Origin of the sequence: Ralstonia chuxiongensis (assembly GCF_024158925.1) — a bacterium.
Lineage (GTDB): Bacteria > Pseudomonadota > Gammaproteobacteria > Burkholderiales > Burkholderiaceae > Ralstonia > Ralstonia chuxiongensis.
This window is the reverse complement of record NZ_JAMYWC010000001.1, coordinates 699,012-721,714: the sequence shown is the minus strand read 5'-3', so window position 1 is coordinate 721,714 and position 22,703 is coordinate 699,012. Positions and strand designations below refer to the sequence as shown.

The window sequence follows — 22,703 nt, the reverse complement described above, 5'->3', positions numbered from 1 at the left end:
CTCGCCGGGAGCCGCGCGCCATCATGGCGGCTCCCATGGTGTTGACGAAATGTCAGTAATTGACGTATCGTCAACACCTATGAAGCCCATCGAAGAAAACCGCCTTTTGCTGCGCGAAGGCCGCAAGATTGTCGAGGCGCTAGGCAACACGCTGGCGCCGCTGGTGGAAGTCGTCCTGCACGACCTGACCGATCCCGATCATTCCGTCGTCGCAATCGCCAACAACTTGTCGGGCCGCCAGGTGGGCGACGCCGTGACCGAGCTGGGACTCGCGCGCCTGGCCGATCCGGACTTCCCGGAAGTCATCGAGAACTACGCCAACCGGTTTCCCGACGGGCGCCCGGCCAAGAGCACATCGATCGGGTTGAAGAACAGCCACGGCGACTACGTGGCCGCCATCTGCCTGAACATGGACGTCTCCATGCTGAACGCGGTGACAACCGGCCTCACGCAACTGATGCGCGTTGACGTGGCCGCGCCGCCGGTGCCCGAGTCGCTCGGCTCCCGCCGCGTGGAAGACGTGCGCGTTGCGCTCGAACAGTTTGCCGCCTCCCGCAACACCACGCCCATGGCCATGACGCTCGATCAGCGCCGCGAAGCCATGCGAGAACTGGCCGCCAGCGGCCTGCTGAACTTGCGCCGCGCGCTGACCGAAGTCGCCCAGACGCTCGGCGTGGCGCGCTCCACCGTCTACACCTACCTTCCCGAGAACCTCGCATGAGCCTGCCCATTTCCTACGACGACGTTGTTGCCGCGCACGCACGCCTGCAAGGCGTTGCCCACAAGACGCCCGTGCTGACGTCAGCAACCGCCAATGCCATGACCGGCGCCGAGCTGTTCTTCAAGGCCGAGAGCTTCCAGCGCATGGGTGCGTTCAAGTTTCGCGGCGCGTACAACGCGCTGTCGCAGTTCACGCCGGAGCAGCGCAAGGCGGGCGTGATCACGTTTTCGTCTGGCAACCACGCGCAGGCGATTGCGCTGTCGGCCAGGCTGCTGGGCATGCGTGCTGTCATCGTCATGCCCAAGGACGCGCCCGTTGTGAAGGTGGAAGCCACGCGCGGCTACGGCGGCGAGGTGGTGTTCTTCGACCGCTACACCGAAGACCGCGAAGCCATCGGCCGCAAGCTGGCGGAAGAGCATGGCTTGACGCTGATCCCGCCGTACGACCATCCGCACGTGATGGCCGGGCAGGGCGCGGCGGCCAAGGAGCTGATCGAAGAGGTTGGCCCGCTGGATGTGCTGCTGGCCCCGCTGGGCGGTGGCGGCTTGCTCTCCGGCTGCGCCACGGCAGCGCGCGCGCTAAACCCCGCGTGCAAGATCTTTGGCGTGGAGCCCGAGGCTGGCAACGACGGCCAGCAGAGCTTTCGCAAGGGCGAGATCGTCCATATCGATACGCCCAAGACGCTGGCCGATGGTGCGCAGACGCAACACCTGGGCAACTACACGTTTGCCGTGATTCGCGAACTGGTCGACGACATCATCACCGTGAGCGATGCCGAACTTGTCAGCGCCATGCAATTTTTTGCGTCGCGCATGAAGGCCGTCGTCGAGCCCACGGGCTGCCTCGCAGCTGCCGCCGCACTCACCGGCAAGGTCGACGTGCGTGGCAAGCGTGTCGGCGTGATTCTTTCGGGCGGCAATGTCGATTTGCAGCTCTTCGCCAAGCTGGTGCTGGAGGCGGCATGAGCGCCCACGGCCAAGCCGCCCCCAGCGGCGCTCGCTATGTCAACGCGCCGGGTTTGCGACCGCCGGCAGGGCACTATTCGCATGCGGTCTGCGCCAATGGTTTCGTGTTTGTGGCGGGGCAGATTCCAGTCACGCCGGCAGGCGAAAAGCTCGTCGATGCGCCATTCGCGACGCAGGTGCGCCAAGTACTGTCCAACCTTGACGTCGTGCTTGCCGCGGCCGGCACCGACCGCTCGCGCCTGGTGCAGGTGCGCGTGTACGTGACTGACATGGAAACGCACTGGTCGGCGTTCGATGCGCTGTATCGCGCGTGGATTGGCGAACTGCGGCCTGCGCGCGCCGTGGTGCCCGTGCCGACGCTGCATTACGGGCTCGCAGTCGAAATCGAGGCGACAGCGCTGGCGGCGTGATGCAAACGCTTGTCGTTGATGTGCGTCAGACAGACAGGGTTCGCGCGAGTTGATCTCCAGCCGTTTGCCCGCCATTGTTGCAGAATGGCTAGTATGCCTGCCGAGGCACATGCATATGCCTGATGCCCGGCCCAGACGCACAGATCCATCGCCCCCATGACCCTGCCAAAAGCGCGGCAACTCACCCTGGAAGACGTGCCGGTCGGCCAGCCGCTTCCCTTTCCGCTGGCCGATAGCGTAGGCCGCCTGCTGCTGCCTGCCGGTACCGTGGTGCCGGATGCCGAAGACGTGCGCCTGCTGTTTCATCATGGTCCTGTGTTGGCGTTGGACGAAAGCAGTGACGTTGCCCCGTCCGTGGCTGCCGCACCGGCAGAAACGAAGCCCCGCCTCGGTTCGGTGGGGCTGGGCGTCGGCACCGTCCTGCAGGTGCAGGAAAAATCTGCCCCGCTGCGCGGGCTGCTGCCATGCCGCCTGATTGGCTACATCGAAGGCGAAGCGGTGTTTGTCACACAGCCTGCCGATGGCAAACGAACGCTGCGCCCGGAAGTCCGGGACGTCCTCTTGCTGCGCGGATTCTCGGGCCGCGCGGTCGTCACCATGATGTGCAGCGTGGTGTCCGTCGGCCAGTTTCCCTCGCCGTATCTGGTGCTGTCTGCGCCGATCAAGATGCAGAAGATGCCGCTGCGCCGCGCCAAGCGTGTGCAGGTACGGATCGGTGCCCGCTTACGCCCCGAAGGGCAGGCGGCTTCAGCAGCAGATCGCGTGGCGGTGATCCGCGACATCTGCCTGAATGGCGCGCTTGTGCAAAGCGCCAGCGCGGCATTTCAGCCCGGCGACCGGCTGTCTGTCGATTTCAGTGCCTACGTCGATGGACAGCTGGAGTCGTTCTCCCTGACAGGCCGCGTGGCGAGCGGGTCGCCCGCCCTGGGGGCGCCTGCTTCTGCGTTCCCGTCGTTTGGCATGGAGTTTTCGCTGACGAAGGAGCAGACGGCGCAGCTTTCGCACCTGATCATCGATCGGCTTGACGAAAACTCCTGAGCGCCTAGCCCGCCAGCATCGTTTCCAGCAGCCACGCGCCGGCCTGCCCAAGCGTGCGCTTGCGTGACCATACGGCGTCGACCGGGACGAGGCGGGGCCAGCCGCGTGCGCGTACTTCATGCAACCGGTCTGCCGCAAAGTGATCCACCAGCCAGCGCGGCAGTTCCGTCCACCCGAAGCCCAGCACGGCCATTTCCAGCAACATCAGATAGCTCGGCGCGGACCATCGCCGAGGGCTACGCACAGGCACCGCGTCGGCGCGCGGCCCGGCTGGGTCGACGAAGGTGTTCAGCCGCAGCTCGCGTGCCTCGCGCAGTACCGCGTGCGGCACCTCCTCATCGCCATATCGGGCGAGCGGGTGCTGCAGCCCGACGAAGAGTCCAATCTCCGACTGCTCTGCAATGGTCGCCGACCCGATGTCGGCCGGATATGCCGCCTGCGCGGCCACCAGACCGATCTGCGCGCGGCCTAGCTGGATGATGTCGACCACGTCCTCGTGTTCGGCGATCAGGCATTCGAGTTCGAGGTCGGGGTAGCGCTGCTCGAGCGTGGCGAGCGTCTGCTCATAGCGGTCCGACTGGTAGGTGTCCGACACGACGAGCGTCAGGCGCGCCTCCAGGCCACCGGCCATTTGCGCTGCCAGCCGGTCCATCTGCTCGCTGGCGTCGAGCACGCGACGCACCTGAGTGAGCATCGCGCGGCCCGCTTCGGTCAGCGTCGGTTGTCGCGTGCCGCGGTCGAACAACGTGAGGCCCAGGTCGATCTCCAGATTGCCGATCGCCTCGCTCACCGTCGATTGCCGTTTGCCCAGCTTGCGAGCCGCCGCCGAGAACGAGCCCAGCGTGGCAGCTTCGGCAAAGGCATGCAGGGCTTCAGGGGAGTGGCGCATAGATCGCTCCAGGGCAGACGGATTGGCTCAATATATCGGAAAAACCGATGCTATCGAATTGGTAAAACCCGCTTTCGCCGATGAAAATCTCGCCCATTCATCGGAGTCGTTGCCATGCAAATCCCAGCCAAAACCCCTGTCGAGCGTGTATTCCATGCGCTGAGCTTTGAGTTGCTCGCCACCATCATCTGCGCGCCGCTGTTCAGTTGGATCATGGGCGTGTCGCTTGCACACATGGGCGCGTTGACCCTCATGTTTGCCGGCGTGGCGATGGTGTGGAACATGGTGTTCAACGCGATCTTCGAGCGGGTGGAGCACCGCTACAAGCTTTCGCGCACGTTGATGGTGCGCGTGGTGCATGCGTGCCTGTTCGAGGGCGGGCTGGTCGTGATGCTGGTGCCCCTGGGCGCGTGGTGGTTGAACATCAGCCTGTGGGAAGCCTTCGTCATCGACATCGGCATCATGCTGTTCTTCCTGCCTTACACGTTCTTTTTCAACCTCGCGTACGACCATCTGCGTGCGCGCTGGATGTCGCGTCGCGCGCTGGCCTGAAACGCGGGCTGGCCTAGGACAAAAGGGGCAGTGCGGGAGGTGGCGCGCTTCCTATAATGAAGTCCCTTTCAAGACGGGCGCCGCGGTCGCAAGCCGCTGCGCCCGTATTGCCTTCATGCTGCATCTTTCTGTCATGTCACCTCATGCCTCGGCAACCGTGCTGCGCCAGTGCTACGTGGCGGCCTGCGCGGGAGATGCCGTGGGCGTGATGAACGTGCTGCGCGATGCGTGCGGCGCGGACCATGCTGCGGCCATGATCCGGTGGCGCGTCGATGGGAGGTGGCACTGGGCGGCGTCGCGAGGCGCATCCTCGGTCGAAGTGCTGCTGCATGCGGTGCGCGGCAATGGCATTGACGCCTGGCCCGTGGCCGATGCTGAAGTGCGCGGCGTGGTGTGGCTCGATTACCGCAAGTCGGGCGTGCCGCAATCCATGCAGCATGGTGCGGCGCCACAAGCCTTGCTGCCGCACTTTGCGCAAGCACTGCCGTTGTGCTGGCAACGCGTTGCTGCACGCACAGGCATCTCGCCTGCGCAGCCGGCCAGCCTGTGGTTGACCGATGCATTCCACCTGACGCGCCGCGAAGCCGATGTGGCCGATCTGCTGGCAAGCGGCTCCGACCCAGCCTGTATTGCCCGTACGCTGGGCATTTCACTCGACACGGTGCGCACGCACCTCAAGCATGTCTATCGCAAGACCAACACGCACAGCCAGTGCGATGTGGTGCGGCTGATGCTGGCGCTGTCGGCGCGTCGGTAGGGGCGGCCGCGTTTTGATCAGGCAGCGGCCATCTTTGGTGGCGCCACGGCAGGGGTGCCGTCCTGGAAAAGAGTCTGCAGTTGCGCTCGCAGTTCGGGCGAATCGGTGTGCTTGTGCACGGAAACGGCATGCTGCACAGCCGCCTCCAGCAATTCGGCATCGCTGTCGGCGCTGATGGCGACTGAGCAGTTGGTCTCGCTGGGGAAGGCGCGGCAATCGATGTAGCGGCGGCCCATGGCGGTGCTCCTGAAATAACGAATGACGACGGCGCGACGTGGTGAATCACCGGTCGCGCGTCTCTTCGTTATAGGGTCGCCAAGGAAGCCCGTCGTCCCCCGTATGGGGTAGAGGCACTCACCTCGGAGTGCGGTGCGTCAGTCGAGGAAAACGTATTGCGCCAGGTACGGGCTACGGCCTTCCTGGCCTTCTTCCGTGCAGGGTTGTGCGGGTGCGATGCCGCCGTGGGTCTGCAGCCGCTGCACGTAGCGCACACCGCTCAACAGGCCCGCGCCGCCAACATTGGTGGCTTGCAACTGCAACAGCGGAATGGCACCGGCTTCCGAGGTGTTGGGCGCCTGCTGCAAGACTTTCCCTGTGATCTTGCTGCCGTCGGAGGCTTCCCAGCTTGGGCCTGCTCCGTGTTTGACGACGAGCTTGCCGCTGGCATCGTAAAGCTCCGCCAGTGGCGCCTTGAAGACCCACGCCAGAGGCTTGTCGCCGTCGCGCTTGCAAACGTAGATCTGCACCCCCGTGGCCGATAGCGTGGCGACGATGTGGTGTGCGTCGGCTGGCTGGAGCGCGGCGGGCGCACTTTGCGCCATGACTGTCTGCGCGCTGGTCATTGCCAGTGCGAGCAGAAGGGCAGATGCGGTGCGGTGGCGAAAAGTTCGGGGCAGGCTGGTCATGGTCTTCCTTGTATAAGTGGCGTGCTTGTTCACGGAGCCAGCTTCGCCCCACGCTCCTTCAACAACTCACGCAGTACTGAACGATGGCAATGCGCTTCATCCTCGCAATAGCAGCCGACCGACAGATTGGTCTGGTGCGAGAGCGCGGCCAGCATGTCGAGCAATCGTGCCGCATCGCCGTCGCGCATCTCGGTGCGGAAGTGGCGTACGAAGGTCTGCCAGCCCTTGTTTTGCTGATCCTTGTCGTGCGCGGTCTGCGCGGCCTGCGCTTGCTTGACGAGTTCGGGCGTGGGAGAGAGCAGCGGCATCCAGACGTCGTAGAAATCGCGGCTGGCGAATTCTTCCTTGGGCACGCCGCGCGGCGGGCGCCGCACGGTGCCGATGCGCAAGCCTTCATCGGGGTGACGCGGCTCGCCGAGCCGGACGATGCGTAGTGCCATGAAATGCCTCCGTGCGGATGCTGCGTGCTGCTCGTTGTGCTCAAGTGTTTCGCGTTACGAACCTTGCCGGTTCTGCACCGTCGGGAAAAAGACATCCTTCCACGACGCGGGCTTGTTCTTGAGCGTGCCCACGCGCTGCATGAATTCAGCATAGTGCGCGACGCCCACCGGCGTGGTCGTGAAGCGCGAATCCGGATCGTCCAGAATCTTCTTCACTTCTTCCGGCGAACTCTTCACCTTCGACTGCGCAATGTAGATCTGTGCGGCTTTGGTCTTGTCTTTGGCGATGAGGGCGTTGGCTTCATCCAGCGCGGCCACGAATGCCGCCGATAGCTTCGGATTGGCCTCGTAGAACTTCTTGCTGGTGTAAGTCATGTCCAGCGTGATGTTGCCGAGCACGTCGACCGTGTTGAACACGCGGTGCAGGCCGGGCGCCGCGGCCTCGGTGTACGAGAACGGCGGCGAAGCCATGTGGCTGTTGATCTGGCTGCCGCCGGCCAGCATGACAGCGGTGGCGTCGGGGTGCGGCAGCGGCACGGTAATCGGGTCAAGCTTGTTGAACTGCTTGTCGCCGAAGGTCTTGGCGGCTGCCATTTGCAGCACCACGGCCGGCAGCGAGGTCTTGATGCCCGGCACGGCAATGCGGTCCTTGTCGGAGAAATCCGCCAGCGTCTTCACGTTCGGGTTGCGCGTCATCAGGTACATCGACGAGGAGCTGAGCGACGACAGCCCGCGCACTTCCATCGCGCTGCCGCGCGTCTTGTCCCACAGCGTGAGGAAGCCCGGCACGCCCAGCGAGGCGATGTCGAGCGCGCCCGAGAGCATGGCGTCGTTGATGACGTTGCCGCCATCGAGGATGCGGTAGTTGACCTTTACGTCGCCCAAGCCTGCGGCCTTGGCCTGCTTTTCCAGCAGGTGCTCGCTGGCCATCACCATGATGGGCAGGTAGAGGATGCCGTAGCCGTGGGAGATGCGGATTTCGTTGGCTTCAGCATGCGCGGTGCTGACAGCGCCGCCGAAGAGGGATGTGGCCAGCGTGGCGGCCATGGTGAAACGGAGGATGTTGCGGCGGGGTTGCTGCATTGCTTGTCTCCTTGTCGTTGTTTGTATGGCTGTGTGTTGGTGGTGCATCTGGTGTTTCGTCCCCTGCCGGGGCCGACTCACTTTCTTTGTCTTGCCAAAGAAAGTAAGCAAAGAAAGGCGCGCCCGAGATAGCGACTTCCCCTTGAATTTCTGTGACCGTGCGGGGAAGGAGGCAAACTCGCTGCGCTCAAACAGGCTTCCTTCTTTTTTCCGCCTGCTCACAAAAATTCAAGGCGCCGCATAGGGCAGGGTACGGCCAAACCGTCTGGACGCTTGCGTTGCGCCGATGCTTAGTTCTGCATGCCCCAGCGTTTGACGGTGCGGGCTTCCAGCGTGCGGAACACCAGGTTCTCGACGAGCAGGCCGATGATGATGACGGTCAGCAGGCCGGCGAACACTTCGGGAATCTGCAGTTGGTTTTTGTTCTCGTAGATGTACCAGCCGAGGCCGCCTTGACCAGAGCTCACGCCAAACACGAGTTCCGATGCAATCAACGTGCGCCATGCGAAGGCCCAGCCGATCTTCAGGCCTGTGAGGATGGATGGGAACGCTGCCGGGATGAGGATCTTGGTCAGATACCCCATGCCCGATAGGCCGTAGTTGCGGCCCACCATACGCAGCGTGTTCGATACCGACAGGAACCCTGCATGCGTGTTGAGCGATACGGCCCACACCACCGAATGCACGATCACGAAGATCAGGCTGCCGTTGCCCAGGCCAAACCACACCAGCGCGATTGGCAGCAGGGCGATGGCCGGCAGCGGGTTGAACATGGCGGTGAGTGTTTCCAGGAAGTCCTGCCCGAGCCGATTGCTGATGCCCAGTACGACCAGCGCGCAGGACAACGCCAAGCCCAGCGCGTAGCCAGCCAATAGCGTCTGCATCGAGGTGCCGATGCGGGCGAACAGCGTGCCGCTGGCCAGGCCGGCCCACAGCGCCTGCACGGTATCGGAGAAGGTCGGCATCAACAGCGGGTTGTCGAGCCAGCGTGCACCGCCTTCCCACACGAGCGCCAGAACGACGAGGATGACAAGCTTGCGCAGCCATGCCTGCTCGTACAGGCGTTCAGCAATGGAGAGCGGTTTTTCCACCACGCCGATGCGCTCGAACGCCACGGGCGTGCTGTAGACGGGGGCGCGGTTGCTGATGTCGGTGGTGGCCGGCATGGAAAGGGTTTCAGTCTGCATGGGTTTCCTCCACCGTGCGGGCGAACAGCATGTCGTGAATCTCGGCTTCTAGCGCCTTGAAGCGCTCAGGATCATCGTCGTCGCGCGCGAGGCTCGGCAGTTCGGCGCGCACTTGGCCGGGATGCGGCGAGAGAATCAGGATGCGGCTGCCGCAGCGGATCGCCTCCGGAATCGAGTGCGTGACGAACAGCACGGTGAAGCGCGTTTCATCCCACAGCTGCAGCAATTCGTCCTGCATCTTGCGGCGCGTGAGCGCGTCGAGCGCGGCGAAGGGCTCGTCCATCAGCAGCACGTCAGGTTCCATCGCCATGCCGCGGGCGATGGCCACACGTTGTTTCATCCCGCCCGACAGCATGTGCGGGTGATGGTCGGCAAACTTGGTCAGATTGACCTTGTTGATGTAGTGCAGGGCGCGTTCTTCGGCTTCACGCGCGCCCAGCTTGCCCGTGGAGAGCAACGGGAACAGTACGTTCTCCTTCACGGTCTTCCATGGCAGGAGCTGGTCGAACTCCTGAAACACCATCATGCGATCCGGGCCGGGCTTGGTCACGGGCTGGCCCTTCAGGCGGATCTCGCCTTCGGTGGGCGTGAGGTAGCCGCCGATGGCCTTGAGCAAGGTCGATTTACCGCAGCCCGACGGGCCCAGCAGGATGTAGCGCTCGCCGGGATAGACCTGAAAGTCGACGCGGTAGGTGGCCGTCACCAGATGCTGGCGTGTCTTGTACTGCAGCGTGACGCCGCGCACATCCAGCAGCGGTGGGGCCGTCGATGAGTTGGCCTGCATGATGTTGTCTCCTATGTGTGTTTTTTTGTCGATATGGGTGGCAGCGCGTGGGCGCGTTACCGGATATCCACGTGGTACCGGAAATGCGCCGCCGCGCCGCGTGAGCGCCGCCATTCAAGCGGTATCCGGTCGTAGCCGCGCGCAACGCGTTCGATGACCATCACCGGATCGCCGGGCTGGATGCGCAAGAGACGCGCATACGTTGCGTTGACGGCCTCGGCGGTGAGCGTTTCTTCGGCGCTCGCAATAATCTGGCCGCAGTGGGATTCGTACAGCGGATACAGCAGGTCGCCAAACGCGTCGAGTTCCAGCGTGGCGAGCGGGGCGAAACGGTCGTACGGCAACCAGATTTCTTCGGCCAGCATTGGCGCGCCATCCAGCAGGCGCAGCCGGGTCAGGCGAATGACCGGCGAGCCGGTTTCAATCTGCAGACCCGCAGCCGGCGCAGACGGCGCATCGAGCACGTCACGCTTGAGGATGCGGCTCTCAGGAATGCGTCGCTCGCCGCTTTCACTCTGGAAGCGGAAGAAGCGGAACAAGGAGCTGGCAAAGCTGGCGCGCCGCACGAAGGTGCCGCGGCCCTGGAAGCGTTCGAGCAGCCCTTCGGCTACCAATACATCGACGGCTTTGCGGACTGTGCCGACCGCCACGTTGTACGTTTTGGCAAGCTCGGCTTCGGTCGGGATGGCGTCGCCCGGGCGCCAGTGCTGTTGGGCGATCTGCGCGGCCAGATCGTCACGCAGTTGCTGATAGCGGGGCAGGCGGAGATCGGCGGGCATGGGGTATCTGAAATGGTCAACTATTCATCTATATGATTCGTCATTGTAGGGAGCTTGTGAGCGGCAGGCATTACAGGAAAACCCGCAGGGCCCGGTCGAATCGACACGGGCCCTGCGGGTTTTTGAGAGAACTGCGCGGCTAAGAATTAACGCATGGCGCGAGCCGAAGCCGGCAGCGGCTCGGTCTGTTGTGCCTTCGGACGGCGCAGCAGCCGCAGCGCATACCAAGCCAGCACAAGTGCACCGATGGCGAACACGATGTCACCCGGCACGCGCAGCCAGACCAGCGTTTCCATCACTTTCGAGTGCACCACCTCTGGCGAACGGGCGTACCACATGCCCTTGGTGACGCTGGCCCAGGCCTGGTAGATGCCGGCCGGCAGCAGCGACATGAACACCATCATCGCCAGGCCGATGTTCAGGCCCCAGAACGCGGGCTTGAGCAGGCGATCGGCATGCAGGCTGCGCGCATACAGGCCGCGCAGGCAGAACAGCATCAGGCCGATACCGAGCATGCCGTATACCCCGAACAGTGCGGCGTGTCCGTGGGCGGCCGTCATGTTCAGACCCTGCACGTAGTACAGCGAAGCAGGCGGGTTGATGGCGAAGCCGAGCAGGCCGGCGCCGACGGTGTTCCAGAAGCCCACGGCCACGAAGCACAGCACGGGCCACTTGTAGGCGTTGAGCCACGGCGTGCCTTGCGTGCGGCGATAGTTCTGCAGCGCTTCGAGCCCGATCAGCGAAAGCGGCACCACTTCCAGCGCAGAGAACACCGCACCCACCGAGATGATCGAGGTCGGGGTGCCCGTGAAGTACAGGTGATGCAGCGTGCCCAGGATGCCGCCGAACAGGAACACGATCGTCTCGGCCACGATGGCGCGGTTGGCGCTGCTGGCACGGATCAGGCCCAGGCGCGTGAAGATCAGCGCAATGACGGCGGTGGCGAACACTTCAAAGAAGCCCTCGACCCACAGGTGGACGAGCCACCAGCGCCAGTATTCGATCATCGAATAGTGCGTATGTTGGCCCCACACCAGCGAGGTCGAATAGAACCCGCCGATGCACGTGGCCGACAGGAACACCATGGCGATCAGCCCGCGCGATTCCGACGGCGTCTTCAGTGCCGGCCACAGCGCGCGGCCCAGCAGCACGACCCAGAACAGCAGGCCGACGAACAGCAAGATTTGCCACACGCGGCCCATGCTGGTGTATTCCAGCCCCTGGTTACCGACCCAGAAGCCGAAGTCCGCACCGCGATGTTGCAGCGTGCCAAGCCAGCCGGTGGCGATGGAGCCCACCACGATAAAGATCAGCGCCCAGAACAGCACATCAACGCCCAGCTTCTGGAACTTCGGTTCACGCCCCGACAGCAGCGGCGCAATGTACAGGCCCGTAGCCAGCCACGCCGTGGCAATCCACAGCACGCCCAGTTGCGTGTGCACCGTGCGGCTGATGACATACGGCAGCACTTGCGCCAGCGGAATCCCGAAGAACGATTCACCCTCCACCGCATAGTGCGCGGTGATGGCGCCCATGCCGATCTGCACCAGCATCAGGCCGATCACGGCAAAGAAGTACTTGCGCGTGGCCTTCATCGACGGCGTGGCAACCACGTTGAGGAACGGATCGGCCGGCAGCGGCGCAGTCTCCTCTTCGTGCTTGCTGCTGCCGTGCAGCCACAGCATGGCGGCAATACCGCCGAGCAGCAGCACGATGCTGACCATCGACCACATGGCGGCACCGCCGGTCATGGTGTTGCCCACGAGCGGTTCATGCGGCCAGTTGCTCGTATACGAGATGTCGGTCTCGCCTGGGCGGTCGGCAGCGGCGGCCCACGACGTCCAGAAGAAGAACGCAGCCAGGGCTTCGCGATCGGCCGCCTCCGGCAGCACGCCGGTAGCCATGGCGTATTGATCACGCAGCGTTGCCAGCGACGGATCGGTTCCGAACAGGGCCTCGAAGTGCTGCGACACACCGCGGATGGCCTCTGCGCGCTCACGCGACACGGTCAGGATGTCGTGTTCCGCGTCGTACGTATTGCGGCGCATTTCCTCTTTTACGCTGGCGTCGACGGCGGCTTGCTGCACGGTCGTCAACGGCGCATCGGTATCGAACTGCTGATGCGCGCGGATGGCTTGCAGCGCCGTGGCTTCACGGTGCAGCCAATCGGCAGACCAGTCAGGCGCAACGTAGCTACCGTGGCCCCAGACGGTGCCAAGCTGCTGGCCGCCGGCTGCCAGCCAGGCTTCTTGGCCGCGCTGGATTTGTTCGCCGGTAAAGAGCACCTCGCCCACAGAGGTGACGACGGCATGCGGAATCGGCGGCGCTGCCAGATAGATCTGCCGGCCCAGATAGCCCAATGCTCCGAACGACAGGATGAAGATCAGGCCGAGCCACCGCCATAGCCTTTGGTTGTTTTTCATGACAAGGTTCCTTGCAGGATGCAATCGGAAGTTCAGGCGCCACCACCGCAACCACCACAGCAGTGGCCAGCGCTGGCGGCAGATGCCACCTTGGTGATGGCAACGCGCCACGTGCCGGGGCCGCGCTCAAGGTAGTCCCAGGAAAACTGGCCCGGGCGCTCCACTTGAAACTGCGACTGCAGCGGGCGCGGATCGTGATCGTTGATCAGCTCCAGGCTCTGGCCGATGCCGAGTTCCCCGAAGGCGGAGAAGATCAGCGGATGGCGCTCGCGCGGCGCCAGCACGCGGAGGTCGAGCTGGATGGTGGAGGCGGACTGTGTCATGGGGATTCCCTTTGTGGGTGTCGCATCAAAAAGATGCATTAAGGATGCAACTATATTACTGAGGGGAATCTCCGGTGTTATTGATGTACATCAGATGCTTGTTTTATGGGTATCTTGATGTGGCGAATCACGCCACGACTGGGCTTGCGCGCCACGCGGTGCGGTGGATGTACCGGTCGGGGCCGGTTTTCGTTTGCGCTGTATCAAAGCCCTAATGGCCTCCGGGGCCTAACGTGGAGCGGACGACACCAGACCGATACACGGGAGAAAAAAATGAGCCGTCTTCACACCGTCCGCAGCCTGATGCGCGCGGGCTTGATTTCTGTGGTGCTGGGCGCACTGCTTGCGGGCACTGCGGCCCGCGCCGCCAGCGCCAAGTTGCCGGGTGACTTCGGACCGCCGCGTGGCGAGCCGATCCACGCCGTCCTCACGAGTCCGCCGCTTGTGCCACCGCCGGTCCACCGGAACTATCCAGCCAAGGTCATCGTGGAGCTGGAAGTGGTCGAGAAGGAAATGCAGATCTCCGAAGGCGTCAGCTACACCTTCTGGACGTTCGGCGGCACCGTTCCCGGCAGTTTCATCCGCGTGCGTCAGGGCGACACGGTGGAGTTCCACCTCAAGAATCACCCGAGCAGCAAGATGCCGCACAACATCGACCTGCACGGCGTGACCGGGCCGGGCGGCGGCGCAGCATCGAGCTTCACCGCACCTGGCCATGAATCGCAGTTCACCTTCAAGGCGCTCAACGAGGGCATCTACGTCTACCACTGCGCCACCGCGCCCGTGGGCATGCATATCGCCAACGGCATGTACGGCCTGATCCTGGTCGAACCGCCCGAAGGCCTGCCCAAGGTTGATCACGAGTACTACGTCATGCAGGGCGATTTCTACACGGCCGGCAAGTACCGCGAGAAGGGCCTGCAGCCATTCGACATGGAAAAGGCCATCGACGAACGCCCGAGCTACGTCCTGTTCAACGGTGCCGAAGGTGCGCTTACCGGCGACAAGGCGCTGCACGCCAAGGTGGGTGAAACGGTGCGCATCTTCGTTGGCAACGGCGGGCCCAATCTGGTTTCCAGCTTCCACGTGATCGGCGCCATCTTCGATCAGGTGCGCTACGAGGGCGGCACCAACGTGCAGAAGAACGTGCAGACCACGTTGATCCCGGCGGGTGGCGCGGCGGTTGTGAAGTTCACCGCGCGCGTGCCCGGCAGCTATGTGCTGGTTGACCACTCGATCTTCCGAGCCTTCAACAAGGGCGCCATGGCGATCCTCAAGGTGGATGGCCCGGAGAACAAGCTCGTCTATTCCGGCAAGGAACTGGATTCGGTGTACCTGGGCGATCGTGCGGCACCCAATATGAGCGCCGTCACCAAGGCGACCGAGGCGTCGGTGAGCGGCACGCTGACCGTGCAGGATCAGGTGCAGGCAGGCCGCGCGCTGTTTGCGGGTACCTGTTCGGTGTGCCACCAGGGCAATGGCGCCGGGTTGCCGGGCGTGTTCCCGCCGCTTGCCAAGTCGGATTTCCTGGCGGCGGATCCGAAGCGCGCCATGAACATCGTGCTGCATGGCCTGAACGGCAAGATCAAGGTCAACGGGCAGGAATACGACTCCGTCATGCCGCCGATGACGCAGCTCAATGACGACGAGGTCGCCAACATCCTGACCTACGTGCTCAACAGCTGGGACAACCCCGGCGGCCGCGTGAGCGCAGACGACGTGAAGAAGGTGCGTGCCCAGCCGGCGCCCGCCAAGGCGGTGGCCGAACATTGACCAGATCCGCACGACCATGGGCCGCCTGACCTTGCACCTTGCTGCCATGTTGATGGCGCTGGCTAGCGCTGCCGCACAGGGCGCCGCCTATGTGCGGTTGCCCGGCGGCGACTTCGACAGCGTGCTGCCCCAGAACGCACCGGGGCAGCCGCAGCGGGTGCGCATCGAGCCGTTTGAGTTGCGCACCACGCCGGTCACCATCGGTGAGTTCCAGGCCTTCGTGCAACGTCACGAGGCCTGGCAGCGCGGCCGGGTGCCGCAAGTCTTTGCAGGCAAGGCCTACCTTGCCGACTGGGCCGATGCGACGCACGCCGATGCGCAAGCCTCACCTCAAGCGCCGGTGACTGGCGTGAGCTGGTTTGCGGCCCGTGCCTACTGCGAAAGCGAAGGCGCGCGCCTGCCGACGTGGCTGGAGTGGGAATCCGCCGCCGCGGCCGACGCCACACGCGCAGACGCCCGCGACGACCCGCAATGGGCGCAACGCATTCTCGGCTGGTACGAACGGCCCGCCACGCGTGTGTTGCCACCCGTTGGCGGCCCAGCGGATGTCCATGGCGTGCGCGATCTGCACGGCCTGATCTGGGAATGGGTCGACGATTTCAACGCACTCTTCATCGCCGGGGACAGCCGCACGCAGGGCGACCCCGACAAGCAGAAGTTTTGCGGCGCCGGTGCCATCAGCATCGTGCGCCGCGACAGCTACGCCGTGCTGATGCGCGTGGCGTTGCTGTCATCCCTTGAGGGCGCCGATGCCACGGGAAGCCTTGGCTTTCGCTGCGCCCGATCCATCAATGGAGAACGTCCATGACGCTTCTTAAGCAACTTTGCCGTGCCTTCGTGGCACTCCTGCTCGCAGGTGCCGCCGCAGGCGCGCTTGCCGCCGGGCCCGTCGCTTCGGGCTCGCTGTATCAATCTGACGTGGCGTTGACCGACCAGAACGGCCGCGTCTTCCACCTGGCAGACCTGCGCGGCGAGCCGGTACTCGTGAGCATGTTCTATTCGTCGTGCCAGATGGTCTGCCCGATGATCTTCGAGACCATTCGCGCCACGCTGGCCAAGGGCGGAAAGCCCGCGCACGACGGCGTGCGTGTCCTGATGGTGACGGTCGATCCGGAGCGAGATTCCGTTGCGGCGCTCAAGAAGACGGCCAACGCGCATGGCGCCGACGACCGCTGGCAAGTCGCCCGCGCAAACGCCAGCGGCACGCGCGAGGTGGCCGCGCTGCTGGGCGTGCAATACCGGCGCCTTGCAGATGGCGATTTCAACCATTCGAGCACGATCCTGCTGCTGGACGCAGAAGGGCGCATCACCGCGCGCACCAATACGCTGGGCGCGGTCGATCCGAAGCTGGTGGATGCCATGCGCAAGCTGGTGGCGGCGCAACGCTAAGCCTGCCGCGCCGCATGTCTAGGCTTTGGTGTAGGCGGCAACCGTCTGCGTCTGCACGCCAAGGCCGTCGATGCCCAGGCGCATGGTGTCACCGGCCTTGAGATAGCGCGGGGGCTTGGCTCCCATGCCGACGCCGGGCGGCGTGCCGGTACAAATCAGGTCACCCGGGTGCAGCGTCATGAAGCGGCTGACGTAGCTCACCAGATGCGCCACGCCAAACACCATGGTCGCCGTGTTGCCCCGCTGCGCACGTTCGCCATTGACGTCAAGCCACAGGCCAAGCGCTTGCGGGTCGGGCACTTCGTCACGCGTGACCAGCCACGGGCCGACGGGGCAGAAGGTATCGCAGCCCTTGCCCTTGTCCCACGTGCCGCCGCGCTCAAGCTGGAACTCGCGCTCCGACACATCGTTCACCACGCAATAACCGGCAACGTGTGAGAGTGCTTCTTCGCGGGAAACATCGCTCGCCGTCTTGCCGATCACCACACCGAGTTCAACTTCCCAGTCGGTCTTTTCAGAGCCGCGCGGCAGCATGACCGCATCATCGGGGCCGTTCAGAGCGCTGTTTGCTTTAAGAAAGAGGATGGGCTCAGCAGGAGGCGGCAAGCCGGCCTCGACTGCGTGGTCGGCATAGTTCAGGCCGATCGCGATGATCTTGCCGATGCCGGTCCATGGCACGCCAAAACGGCTATCCGGCATCAAGGGCAAGGCGGTGATGTCGACGCCCGCGAGCTGCGCGAGGGCGGCATCGGACAACTGCTGCGGGCCCAGTTCGCCAACCACACCAGACAGGTCGCGCACGTGGCCTTGCATATCGATCAGGCCCGGGCGTTCTGCGCCGGGCGCCCCCACGCGTACGAGTTTCATTGCGCGCCTTTCTTGGGGGCTTCCTTGGTCGATCGGGTCGGGCGCCCGGCCTCGGCCAGGCTGCTTGCCACGACGCTCAGCACTTCCTTGGCGGTGTTCTCCGAGTGCAGGCGCAGCACTTCTGCCAGGCGCGGGCGCCCTGGCTCGCGAAGGGCGGCCATGATGGCTTCGTGTTCTTCGTGCGATTCCTGCCAGCGCAGCGTGTCGGCGTTGGCCGCGCCGCGCGCGCGGTGCACCTTGCTCATCAACGTCGCGTAAATGCCGGCCAGCACAGGGTTGGCCGTGCCATCGATGATGAGCTGGTGAATTTCCTGGTTGATGCGGAAGTACTCGGTGCGCCTGCCTGCCGCGTGTGCGTCGAGCATTGCCTGGTGCTTGCGTTCTAGACGCGCCAGAGCCACCTCGGACAGCCGCGCCGCCGCCAGTTCTCCAGCCGTGAATTCCAGCCCATGCAGCGTTTCGAAGGTTGCGCGCAGTTCATCCAGATCGAGCGGGGCGACGCGGTAGCCGATGTACTGCCGATGCAGCACCAGACCCTCGGCCACCAGCACCTTGAGCGCCTCGCGCAGCGGCGTCTTGGAAACATCGAACATTTCACAGAACGCACGCTCGTCGATGCGGGCGCCGGGCGGCAGTTCGCCTTCTTCGATGAGGGTGCGCAGGCGCGAGGCGATTTCGGCTGACATGCCGAGCGTTCGCAGGCGAGGGGATTGGAGCAGCGGTTGAGTCACAGACGTCACCAGAATGGGGAAGATGCACCACAAAAGGCTATCACACACCGATATTGTGCTTTTCACATTCAATAAAATCAACAACTTACAGATGTTGTAATTACAGATTACGTATCCTATACTCGGCCACGTTGCGCAACACAAACCAATCAAATCGACTCAGGAGGTCGTTTCGGTGGGCGGAGTTGGGGCGGATCGGCGTCAAGACCGGCCCCCAAGCCCGTTTTCCGAAACGACTTCCGGAGCTACCAGGAGACACGCGTAATGGAAACCACAAGCCCGGCCCCGGCCATGGCGCTAACGGAGACGAAGAGCTCTGTGCGCTGGAAGATTTTCTTGATGATGTTGATGCTGATTTCCATCAACTACGTCGACCGCGCATCGTTGTCGGTCGCCATGCCGTTGATTGCGAAGGAATTCAACATCGGCCCGGCGGCGCAAGGCTTACTGCTGAGTTCATTCTTTCTGACGTACGCGCTCATGCAGATTCCGGGCGGCATGCTGGCCGACCGCTTCGGGCCGCGAGTGGTGATTGCGGGTGCCACGCTGGGCTGGGGCTTCTTCCAATCCATTGCGGCGCTGTGTACCGGTTGGGTGCCGTTGCTCATCACGCGTCTTGGCCTGGGTGCTGCCGAGGCGCCCATCTACCCCGCCGGGGGCAAGCTCAACGCCATCTGGATGACGCAGAACGAACGCGGTCGCGGTGCAACGCTGCTCGACGGCGGCGCGCCGCTGGGCGCGGCACTGGGCGCACTCATCATCGCTGGGCTGATCGCCGAATTCGGTTCGTGGCGCACGTCGTTCGTGGTGGCCGGTATCGGGACAATGGTGGCGGGCCTCTTCTCGTGGTGGTACATCCGCAACCACCCGCGCGAGCATCCGTCCGTCAATGATGCTGAAGCCTCCTACATCGAAGATGCACATGCCGCCGACCAGGCTGCTGAACCCGCCGCTGTCAGCGGCAACGTGCTGGACTTTTTCAAGTACCGCTCGGTGTGGGGCATGTTCTTCGGCTGGATGTGCTTCAACGCATTGTTCTACGGTCTGCTGACCTGGATGCCGACCTATCTGTCGAAGGTGCATGGGCTGGACATCAAGGAGATGGGCGGTGCCGTGTTCACCATGTTCTTCTCCGGTTTTGTGGGCGAGATGGTGGGTGGATGGATTGCGGACAAATGGATGGCCACCGGGGCATCGCGAGCCCGGGTGCTGCGCACGCTGTTCGGCATTGCTTCGGTACTGGCCACGATCGCCATCTACACGGTGGCGCGCTTCAAGGAGCCGGCCGTCGTGGTGGCTCTGTTGTCGACCACGTTGTTCTTCCTGCGCTGGTGCGGCCTGTTCTGGTGCATTCCGTCGATCCTGGGAACGCGCAAGCGTGTGGGTTTCCTGGGCGGCACGATGAATCTGGGCGGCAACTTCGCCGGGGTCGGCATGCCGATCATCGTCGGCCTGATCGTGCAGACGACCGGTTCGTACGACATGGCACTGATGCTGTTTGCGGCCGCCGGCGCGGGCCTCTTCATCTGCTCGACGCTGCTGATCGACTACAGCAAGAAGCTGCCGGTCTGAGCTGCGATGAACCAACGTAAGCCAACGCCATTTGCCTGCGGCGCGGCGTTTGCTTCCGACTCCTGACGACAAGCTGCAACCGTACTCATCAACATAACAAGCCGGCCCCGGTGCCCACACTCGCGTGCACCGGGCGCGCAAACCACGAAGAAGACTCCCATGACAAAACGCATCAAGCTCGGCATGCTCACGCCATCGTCCAACACGGCGCTGGAACCCATTACCAGCGCCATGGTGAGCGGCCTGCCCAATGTGAGCGCGCATTTCTCGCGCTTTACCGTGACGGAAATTTCGCTGCGCGACCAGGCGCTTGGGCAGTTCGATCTGGAGAAGATCCTGAACGCCGCCAAGTTGCTGGCCGACGCACACGTCGACGTGATTGCCTGGAACGGCACGTCGTCGGGCTGGCTGGGCTTTGAGAAAGACGAGGCGCTGTGCCGCCAGATCACGGAAGCCACCGGCATTCCGGCCACCACGTCAGTGCTGGCGCTCAACGAGATCCTGGCCAAAACCGGCGCACGCGATTTCGCGCTCGTTACGCCGTATCTGGACGACGTGCAGCAGCGCATCGTGCAGAACTATGCGCGCCACGGTTTCACGTGCGTGGCCGAGCGCCATCTGGACTTGCACGTCAACCACAGCTTTGCCGACGTGGAAGAAGACACCATCCGCACCCTGGTGCGCGACGTGGCGCAGCAAAAGCCGGCCGCCATCACCACGTTCTGCACGAACCTGCGCGCGGCTCACCTGGTTGAAGCGCTGGAAGCGGAAACGGGCATCCCCGTGTACGACACCATCTCGACCGTTGTGTGGAAATCGCTGCGGCTCGCAGGCGTCGACACGCGCGAGCTGCGTGGCTGGGGCCGCCTGTTCTCGGACGTTGCTTAACGGAATGAAGGAGCGCTAAGCATGTCCACGGAACTCGACCTGGTGATCCGCAATGCGGATGTGGTGACCGCGTCCGATCGCTTTAGCTGCGACATTGGTGTGCGCGATGGCCGCATCGCCGTGCTCGGCCACGGCTTGCCGCGCGGCGCGCGAGAGATGGATGCCAGCGGTCTGCTGGCGCTGCCGGGTGGCGTCGACGGTCATTGTCATCTCGACCAGCCCATGCCCGACGGCATGCGCATGGCCGACGATTTCTTTACCGGCACGCGCGCGGCCATCTGCGGTGGCACGACAACGGTGATCCCGTTTGCCGCGCAAGAGAAAGGCGGCTCGCTCAAGGCGGCGGTGGCCGATTACCACCGGCGCGCCGAGGGCCGCGCGGTGGCCGATTATGGCTTTCATCTGATCGTGGCCGATCCCACGCCCGACGTGCTGAAGCACGAACTGCCGGAGCTGATTCGCCAGGGCTACACCTCGTTCAAGGTCTACATGACGTATGACGACCTGAAGCTGTCCGACCGCGAAATGCTCGACGTGCTCGACGTGGCCAAGCAGAACAACGCCCTCGTGATGGTGCATGCGGAAAACGCCGACTGCATTTCCTGGCTGACGGAGAAGCTGGTCGGCGAAGGCCGCATCTCGCCGCGCTTCCATGGTCTGTCACGCCCGGCTGCCGTGGAGCGTGAAGCCACGCACCGTGCCATCACCTTTGCCGAACTGGTGGACGTGCCGATCCTGATCGTGCATGTCTCCGGCAAGGAAGCCATCGAGCAGATTCGCTGGGCGCAAAGCCGTGGCTTGCAGATCCTGGCCGAGACCTGTCCGCAATACCTCTACCTGACCGCCGAAGACATGGGCCTGCAAGGTGACGATGGCTACGAAGGTGCCAAGTGCGTCTGCAGCCCACCACCGCGCGATCCGGAAAACCAGGCGGCTGTCTGGCGCGCGCTTGCAGGGGGCGTGTTCAGCGTGTTCTCTTCCGACCATGCGCCGTTCAACTATGACGACCCGGAAGGCAAGAAGCTTGGCGGTCAGGCGCAACCGTTCGACCATATTCCCAACGGCGTACCCGGTATCGAGACGCGGTTGCCGCTGCTGTTTGATGGCGTTGCGCGCGGCAAGCTGTCGCTGCATCAGTTTGTGGAGCTGACGTCGTATCGCCCGGCACGGCTGTACGGTTTGTACCCTCGCAAGGGCACGATTGCCGTTGGGGCCGATGCCGACATCACGCTGTGGGATCCGGAGCGCCGCGTGCGTATCACCAACGATGCGTTGCATCACGCGGTCGACTACACGCCCTATGAAGGCATCGAAGTGACCGGCTGGCCGGTGCATTGCTTCTCGCGCGGCGAGATGCTGGTCGAAAACGGCAAGTACCGCGAACCGGCACCGGGGCGCGGGCAGTTCCTGCCGGCGGGCGCGCCGTCGCTGGTTTGACGGTTTTGGTTGGGTTCTCAAAATTTCATCATGCGTATTCTGGTCGTCAATCCCAATATCTCCGAGAGCGTGACGGAGTTGATCCATGCCGAGGCGCGTCGCTCCGTGTCACCCGGCACCACGCTCACGATGGCGACGGCGCCATTTGGCGTGGCCTATATCGAAACGCGCTTCGAAGCACTGGTGGGCGGCTACGCCACTGCGTGCGTCGTCGCCGAACATGCCGGTCAATTCGACGGTGTGGTTGTCGCGGCGTTTGGGGACCCGGGCCTCGCCGGCATCAAGGAGCTGTGCAATGTGCCGGTGGTCGGCATGACCGAAGCGGCGCTGGCCAGCGCCTGCCTGCTCGGCCAGCGCTTTTCGATCATCGCCATTTCGAACCGTATCCAGGCGTGGTACCGCGAGTGCGTGGCCGCCAATGGGCTGTCGTCGCGGCTGGCGAGCGTGCGCTCTTTGCAGCAGCCGCTGCGCGACATCGGCAGCGTGCAGGAAGACCATGCGGCACGGCTGGAAGAACTCAGCTTGCAGGCAGTGCGTGAAGATGGCGCTGACGTGATCATCGTGGCCGGCGCACCGCTTGCCGGTCTGGCCCGGACACTCAAGGACCGTATTCCCGTGCCGGTGGTGGACGGCGTCTCCAGCGCCATCCGCCATTGCGAGAGCCTGATTGCGCTCGCCCCGAACGGCGCGGCGGAAGGCAGCTTTGCGCGTCCGCCGCACAAGCCAAACCGTGGGTTGCCTCCTGCGCTGGCTGCCATGCTGGCGTAAGCGGGTTGTCTCACTGCCCTGG

25 protein-coding genes are annotated in these 22,703 nt (G+C 63.9%); 13 read left to right on the top strand and 12 right to left on the bottom strand.

Features of this window, described 5'->3' with window-relative positions; all coding sequences use genetic code 11:
* Positions 1–79 precede the first annotated feature (79 nt).
* From NKG59_RS03160 to NKG59_RS03145, 4 genes are all read left to right on the top strand, one after another.
* Positions 80–721, top strand: a complete 642-nt coding sequence (locus NKG59_RS03160) for a helix-turn-helix transcriptional regulator (RefSeq protein ID WP_253535190.1) — start codon at positions 80–82, stop codon at positions 719–721.
* A complete protein-coding gene (locus tag NKG59_RS03155; RefSeq protein WP_253535188.1) occupies positions 718–1,686 on the top strand; it encodes a threo-3-hydroxy-L-aspartate ammonia-lyase in 969 nt (322 codons plus the stop codon). Before NKG59_RS03160 ends, NKG59_RS03155 begins: the two co-directional genes overlap by 4 nt.
* Positions 1,683–2,096 carry a RidA family protein gene (locus NKG59_RS03150; RefSeq protein ID WP_253535185.1) on the top strand — a complete coding sequence of 138 codons (414 nt, stop codon included), beginning with the start codon at positions 1,683–1,685 and terminating at the stop codon, positions 2,094–2,096. Before NKG59_RS03155 ends, NKG59_RS03150 begins: the two co-directional genes overlap by 4 nt.
* A gap of 156 nt (positions 2,097–2,252) precedes the next feature.
* Positions 2,253–3,134 (top strand): flagellar brake protein, encoded by an 882-nt coding sequence (locus NKG59_RS03145; protein WP_045202052.1) that lies wholly within the window; start codon positions 2,253–2,255, stop codon positions 3,132–3,134.
* Positions 3,135–3,138: 4 nt separating this feature from the next.
* Here the strand turns inward: NKG59_RS03145 and NKG59_RS03140 are convergent, their stop codons facing one another.
* Complete coding sequence (locus NKG59_RS03140; RefSeq protein WP_253535183.1) at positions 3,139–4,023, bottom strand: LysR family transcriptional regulator; 885 nt, start codon at positions 4,021–4,023, stop codon at positions 3,139–3,141.
* A 114-nt stretch (positions 4,024–4,137) separates the two neighbouring features.
* On the opposite strand from NKG59_RS03140, the gene NKG59_RS03135 reads away from it, so the two are divergent.
* Complete coding sequence (locus tag NKG59_RS03135) at positions 4,138–4,575, top strand: multidrug/biocide efflux PACE transporter (protein WP_253535181.1); 438 nt, start codon at positions 4,138–4,140, stop codon at positions 4,573–4,575.
* Positions 4,576–4,690: 115 nt separating this feature from the next.
* Entirely contained in the window at positions 4,691–5,332 is a 642-nt protein-coding gene (locus NKG59_RS03130; RefSeq protein ID WP_253535179.1) for a helix-turn-helix transcriptional regulator, read from the top strand.
* A gap of 17 nt (positions 5,333–5,349) precedes the next feature.
* On the opposite strand, the gene NKG59_RS03125 is transcribed toward NKG59_RS03130, so the two are convergent.
* The 9 genes from NKG59_RS03125 to NKG59_RS03085 all read right to left on the bottom strand — a co-directional run bounded on the left by NKG59_RS03125 (position 5,350) and on the right by NKG59_RS03085 (position 13,256).
* Entirely contained in the window at positions 5,350–5,568 is a 219-nt protein-coding gene (locus NKG59_RS03125; RefSeq protein WP_024978360.1) for a DUF1059 domain-containing protein, read from the bottom strand.
* A gap of 138 nt (positions 5,569–5,706) precedes the next feature.
* Positions 5,707–6,237 (bottom strand): DUF3455 domain-containing protein, encoded by a 531-nt coding sequence (locus NKG59_RS03120; protein ID WP_253535177.1) that lies wholly within the window; start codon positions 6,235–6,237, stop codon positions 5,707–5,709.
* 29 nt (positions 6,238–6,266) lie between these two features.
* On the bottom strand, positions 6,267–6,677 hold the full coding sequence (locus NKG59_RS03115; protein WP_253535176.1) for a DUF488 domain-containing protein: 411 nt from the start codon (positions 6,675–6,677) through the stop codon (positions 6,267–6,269).
* Positions 6,678–6,731: 54 nt separating this feature from the next.
* On the bottom strand, positions 6,732–7,760 hold the full coding sequence (locus NKG59_RS03110; RefSeq protein ID WP_253535175.1) for an ABC transporter substrate-binding protein: 1,029 nt from the start codon (positions 7,758–7,760) through the stop codon (positions 6,732–6,734).
* 290 nt (positions 7,761–8,050) lie between these two features.
* Entirely contained in the window at positions 8,051–8,947 is an 897-nt protein-coding gene (locus NKG59_RS03105) for an ABC transporter permease (RefSeq protein ID WP_024978364.1), read from the bottom strand.
* A complete protein-coding gene (locus NKG59_RS03100) occupies positions 8,937–9,731 on the bottom strand; it encodes an ABC transporter ATP-binding protein (RefSeq protein ID WP_045202037.1) in 795 nt (264 codons plus the stop codon). Before NKG59_RS03100 ends, NKG59_RS03105 begins: the two co-directional genes overlap by 11 nt.
* Positions 9,732–9,787: 56 nt before the next feature.
* Positions 9,788–10,510, bottom strand: a complete 723-nt coding sequence (locus tag NKG59_RS03095; RefSeq protein WP_045202034.1) for a GntR family transcriptional regulator — start codon at positions 10,508–10,510, stop codon at positions 9,788–9,790.
* Positions 10,511–10,656: 146 nt separating this feature from the next.
* Complete coding sequence (locus tag NKG59_RS03090) at positions 10,657–12,933, bottom strand: nitric-oxide reductase large subunit (protein ID WP_253535159.1); 2,277 nt, start codon at positions 12,931–12,933, stop codon at positions 10,657–10,659.
* Between the two features lie 32 nt (positions 12,934–12,965).
* The gene (locus NKG59_RS03085) at positions 12,966–13,256 is read right to left on the bottom strand and encodes a DUF2249 domain-containing protein (protein ID WP_004627827.1); all 291 of its coding nucleotides are present in this window, start codon (positions 13,254–13,256) and stop codon (positions 12,966–12,968) included.
* Positions 13,257–13,529: 273 nt separating this feature from the next.
* On the opposite strand from NKG59_RS03085, the gene nirK reads away from it, so the two are divergent.
* Genes nirK through NKG59_RS03070 form a run of 3 tightly spaced genes read left to right on the top strand, consistent with a single transcriptional unit; the run spans position 13,530 to position 16,418 of the window.
* Positions 13,530–15,029: a copper-containing nitrite reductase gene (gene nirK, locus NKG59_RS03080; RefSeq protein ID WP_253535157.1), complete on the top strand. Its 1,500-nt coding sequence runs from the start codon at positions 13,530–13,532 to the stop codon at positions 15,027–15,029.
* 16 nt (positions 15,030–15,045) lie between these two features.
* Complete coding sequence (locus NKG59_RS03075) at positions 15,046–15,837, top strand: formylglycine-generating enzyme family protein (RefSeq protein ID WP_253535155.1); 792 nt, start codon at positions 15,046–15,048, stop codon at positions 15,835–15,837.
* Positions 15,834–16,418, top strand: a complete 585-nt coding sequence (locus NKG59_RS03070) for an SCO family protein (RefSeq protein ID WP_253535153.1) — start codon at positions 15,834–15,836, stop codon at positions 16,416–16,418. The genes NKG59_RS03075 and NKG59_RS03070 overlap by 4 nt, the downstream gene beginning before the upstream one ends.
* Positions 16,419–16,436: 18 nt before the next feature.
* Here the strand turns inward: NKG59_RS03070 and NKG59_RS03065 are convergent, their stop codons facing one another.
* Both NKG59_RS03065 and NKG59_RS03060 read right to left on the bottom strand, forming a co-directional pair.
* Complete coding sequence (locus NKG59_RS03065; RefSeq protein WP_253535150.1) at positions 16,437–17,285, bottom strand: fumarylacetoacetate hydrolase family protein; 849 nt, start codon at positions 17,283–17,285, stop codon at positions 16,437–16,439.
* Positions 17,282–18,064 (bottom strand): GntR family transcriptional regulator, encoded by a 783-nt coding sequence (locus NKG59_RS03060; protein ID WP_253535148.1) that lies wholly within the window; start codon positions 18,062–18,064, stop codon positions 17,282–17,284. The genes NKG59_RS03065 and NKG59_RS03060 overlap by 4 nt, the downstream gene beginning before the upstream one ends.
* A 216-nt stretch (positions 18,065–18,280) precedes the next feature.
* On the opposite strand from NKG59_RS03060, the gene NKG59_RS03055 reads away from it, so the two are divergent.
* The 4 genes from NKG59_RS03055 (at position 18,281) to NKG59_RS03040 (ending at position 22,681) form a co-directional block, all read left to right on the top strand.
* Complete coding sequence (locus NKG59_RS03055) at positions 18,281–19,588, top strand: MFS transporter (protein WP_253535146.1); 1,308 nt, start codon at positions 18,281–18,283, stop codon at positions 19,586–19,588.
* Between the two features lie 159 nt (positions 19,589–19,747).
* Positions 19,748–20,476, top strand: coding sequence for a maleate cis-trans isomerase family protein (locus NKG59_RS03050; RefSeq protein WP_253535144.1), 729 nt, complete (start codon positions 19,748–19,750; stop codon positions 20,474–20,476).
* Positions 20,477–20,497: 21 nt separating this feature from the next.
* The gene (gene hydA, locus NKG59_RS03045) at positions 20,498–21,913 is read left to right on the top strand and encodes a dihydropyrimidinase (RefSeq protein WP_253535142.1); all 1,416 of its coding nucleotides are present in this window, start codon (positions 20,498–20,500) and stop codon (positions 21,911–21,913) included.
* Between the two features lie 30 nt (positions 21,914–21,943).
* Positions 21,944–22,681, top strand: a complete 738-nt coding sequence (locus NKG59_RS03040; RefSeq protein WP_045202018.1) for an aspartate/glutamate racemase family protein — start codon at positions 21,944–21,946, stop codon at positions 22,679–22,681.
* Positions 22,682–22,703 lie beyond the last annotated feature (22 nt).

What these genes read in the sequence shown, in the direction of transcription:
- NKG59_RS03160 (WP_253535190.1), top strand. Translation starts at nt 80, where the DNA reads ATGAAGCCCATCGAAGAAAACCGCCTTTTGCTGCGCGAAGGCCGCAAG.
- NKG59_RS03155 (WP_253535188.1), top strand. Translation starts at nt 718, where the DNA reads ATGAGCCTGCCCATTTCCTACGACGACGTTGTTGCCGCGCACGCACGC.
- NKG59_RS03150 (WP_253535185.1), top strand. Translation starts at nt 1,683, where the DNA reads ATGAGCGCCCACGGCCAAGCCGCCCCCAGCGGCGCTCGCTATGTCAAC.
- NKG59_RS03145 (WP_045202052.1), top strand. Translation starts at nt 2,253, where the DNA reads ATGACCCTGCCAAAAGCGCGGCAACTCACCCTGGAAGACGTGCCGGTC.
- NKG59_RS03140 (WP_253535183.1), bottom strand. Translation starts at nt 4,023, where the DNA reads ATGCGCCACTCCCCTGAAGCCCTGCATGCCTTTGCCGAAGCTGCCACG.
- NKG59_RS03135 (WP_253535181.1), top strand. Translation starts at nt 4,138, where the DNA reads ATGCAAATCCCAGCCAAAACCCCTGTCGAGCGTGTATTCCATGCGCTG.
- NKG59_RS03130 (WP_253535179.1), top strand. Translation starts at nt 4,691, where the DNA reads ATGCTGCATCTTTCTGTCATGTCACCTCATGCCTCGGCAACCGTGCTG.
- NKG59_RS03125 (WP_024978360.1), bottom strand. Translation starts at nt 5,568, where the DNA reads ATGGGCCGCCGCTACATCGATTGCCGCGCCTTCCCCAGCGAGACCAAC.
- NKG59_RS03120 (WP_253535177.1), bottom strand. Translation starts at nt 6,237, where the DNA reads ATGACCAGCCTGCCCCGAACTTTTCGCCACCGCACCGCATCTGCCCTT.
- NKG59_RS03115 (WP_253535176.1), bottom strand. Translation starts at nt 6,677, where the DNA reads ATGGCACTACGCATCGTCCGGCTCGGCGAGCCGCGTCACCCCGATGAA.
- NKG59_RS03110 (WP_253535175.1), bottom strand. Translation starts at nt 7,760, where the DNA reads ATGCAGCAACCCCGCCGCAACATCCTCCGTTTCACCATGGCCGCCACG.
- NKG59_RS03105 (WP_024978364.1), bottom strand. Translation starts at nt 8,947, where the DNA reads ATGCAGACTGAAACCCTTTCCATGCCGGCCACCACCGACATCAGCAAC.
- NKG59_RS03100 (WP_045202037.1), bottom strand. Translation starts at nt 9,731, where the DNA reads ATGCAGGCCAACTCATCGACGGCCCCACCGCTGCTGGATGTGCGCGGC.
- NKG59_RS03095 (WP_045202034.1), bottom strand. Translation starts at nt 10,510, where the DNA reads ATGCCCGCCGATCTCCGCCTGCCCCGCTATCAGCAACTGCGTGACGAT.
- NKG59_RS03090 (WP_253535159.1), bottom strand. Translation starts at nt 12,933, where the DNA reads ATGAAAAACAACCAAAGGCTATGGCGGTGGCTCGGCCTGATCTTCATC.
- NKG59_RS03085 (WP_004627827.1), bottom strand. Translation starts at nt 13,256, where the DNA reads ATGACACAGTCCGCCTCCACCATCCAGCTCGACCTCCGCGTGCTGGCG.
- nirK (WP_253535157.1), top strand. Translation starts at nt 13,530, where the DNA reads ATGAGCCGTCTTCACACCGTCCGCAGCCTGATGCGCGCGGGCTTGATT.
- NKG59_RS03075 (WP_253535155.1), top strand. Translation starts at nt 15,046, where the DNA reads ATGGGCCGCCTGACCTTGCACCTTGCTGCCATGTTGATGGCGCTGGCT.
- NKG59_RS03070 (WP_253535153.1), top strand. Translation starts at nt 15,834, where the DNA reads ATGACGCTTCTTAAGCAACTTTGCCGTGCCTTCGTGGCACTCCTGCTC.
- NKG59_RS03065 (WP_253535150.1), bottom strand. Translation starts at nt 17,285, where the DNA reads ATGAAACTCGTACGCGTGGGGGCGCCCGGCGCAGAACGCCCGGGCCTG.
- NKG59_RS03055 (WP_253535146.1), top strand. Translation starts at nt 18,281, where the DNA reads ATGGAAACCACAAGCCCGGCCCCGGCCATGGCGCTAACGGAGACGAAG.
- NKG59_RS03050 (WP_253535144.1), top strand. Translation starts at nt 19,748, where the DNA reads ATGACAAAACGCATCAAGCTCGGCATGCTCACGCCATCGTCCAACACG.
- hydA (WP_253535142.1), top strand. Translation starts at nt 20,498, where the DNA reads ATGTCCACGGAACTCGACCTGGTGATCCGCAATGCGGATGTGGTGACC.
- NKG59_RS03040 (WP_045202018.1), top strand. Translation starts at nt 21,944, where the DNA reads ATGCGTATTCTGGTCGTCAATCCCAATATCTCCGAGAGCGTGACGGAG.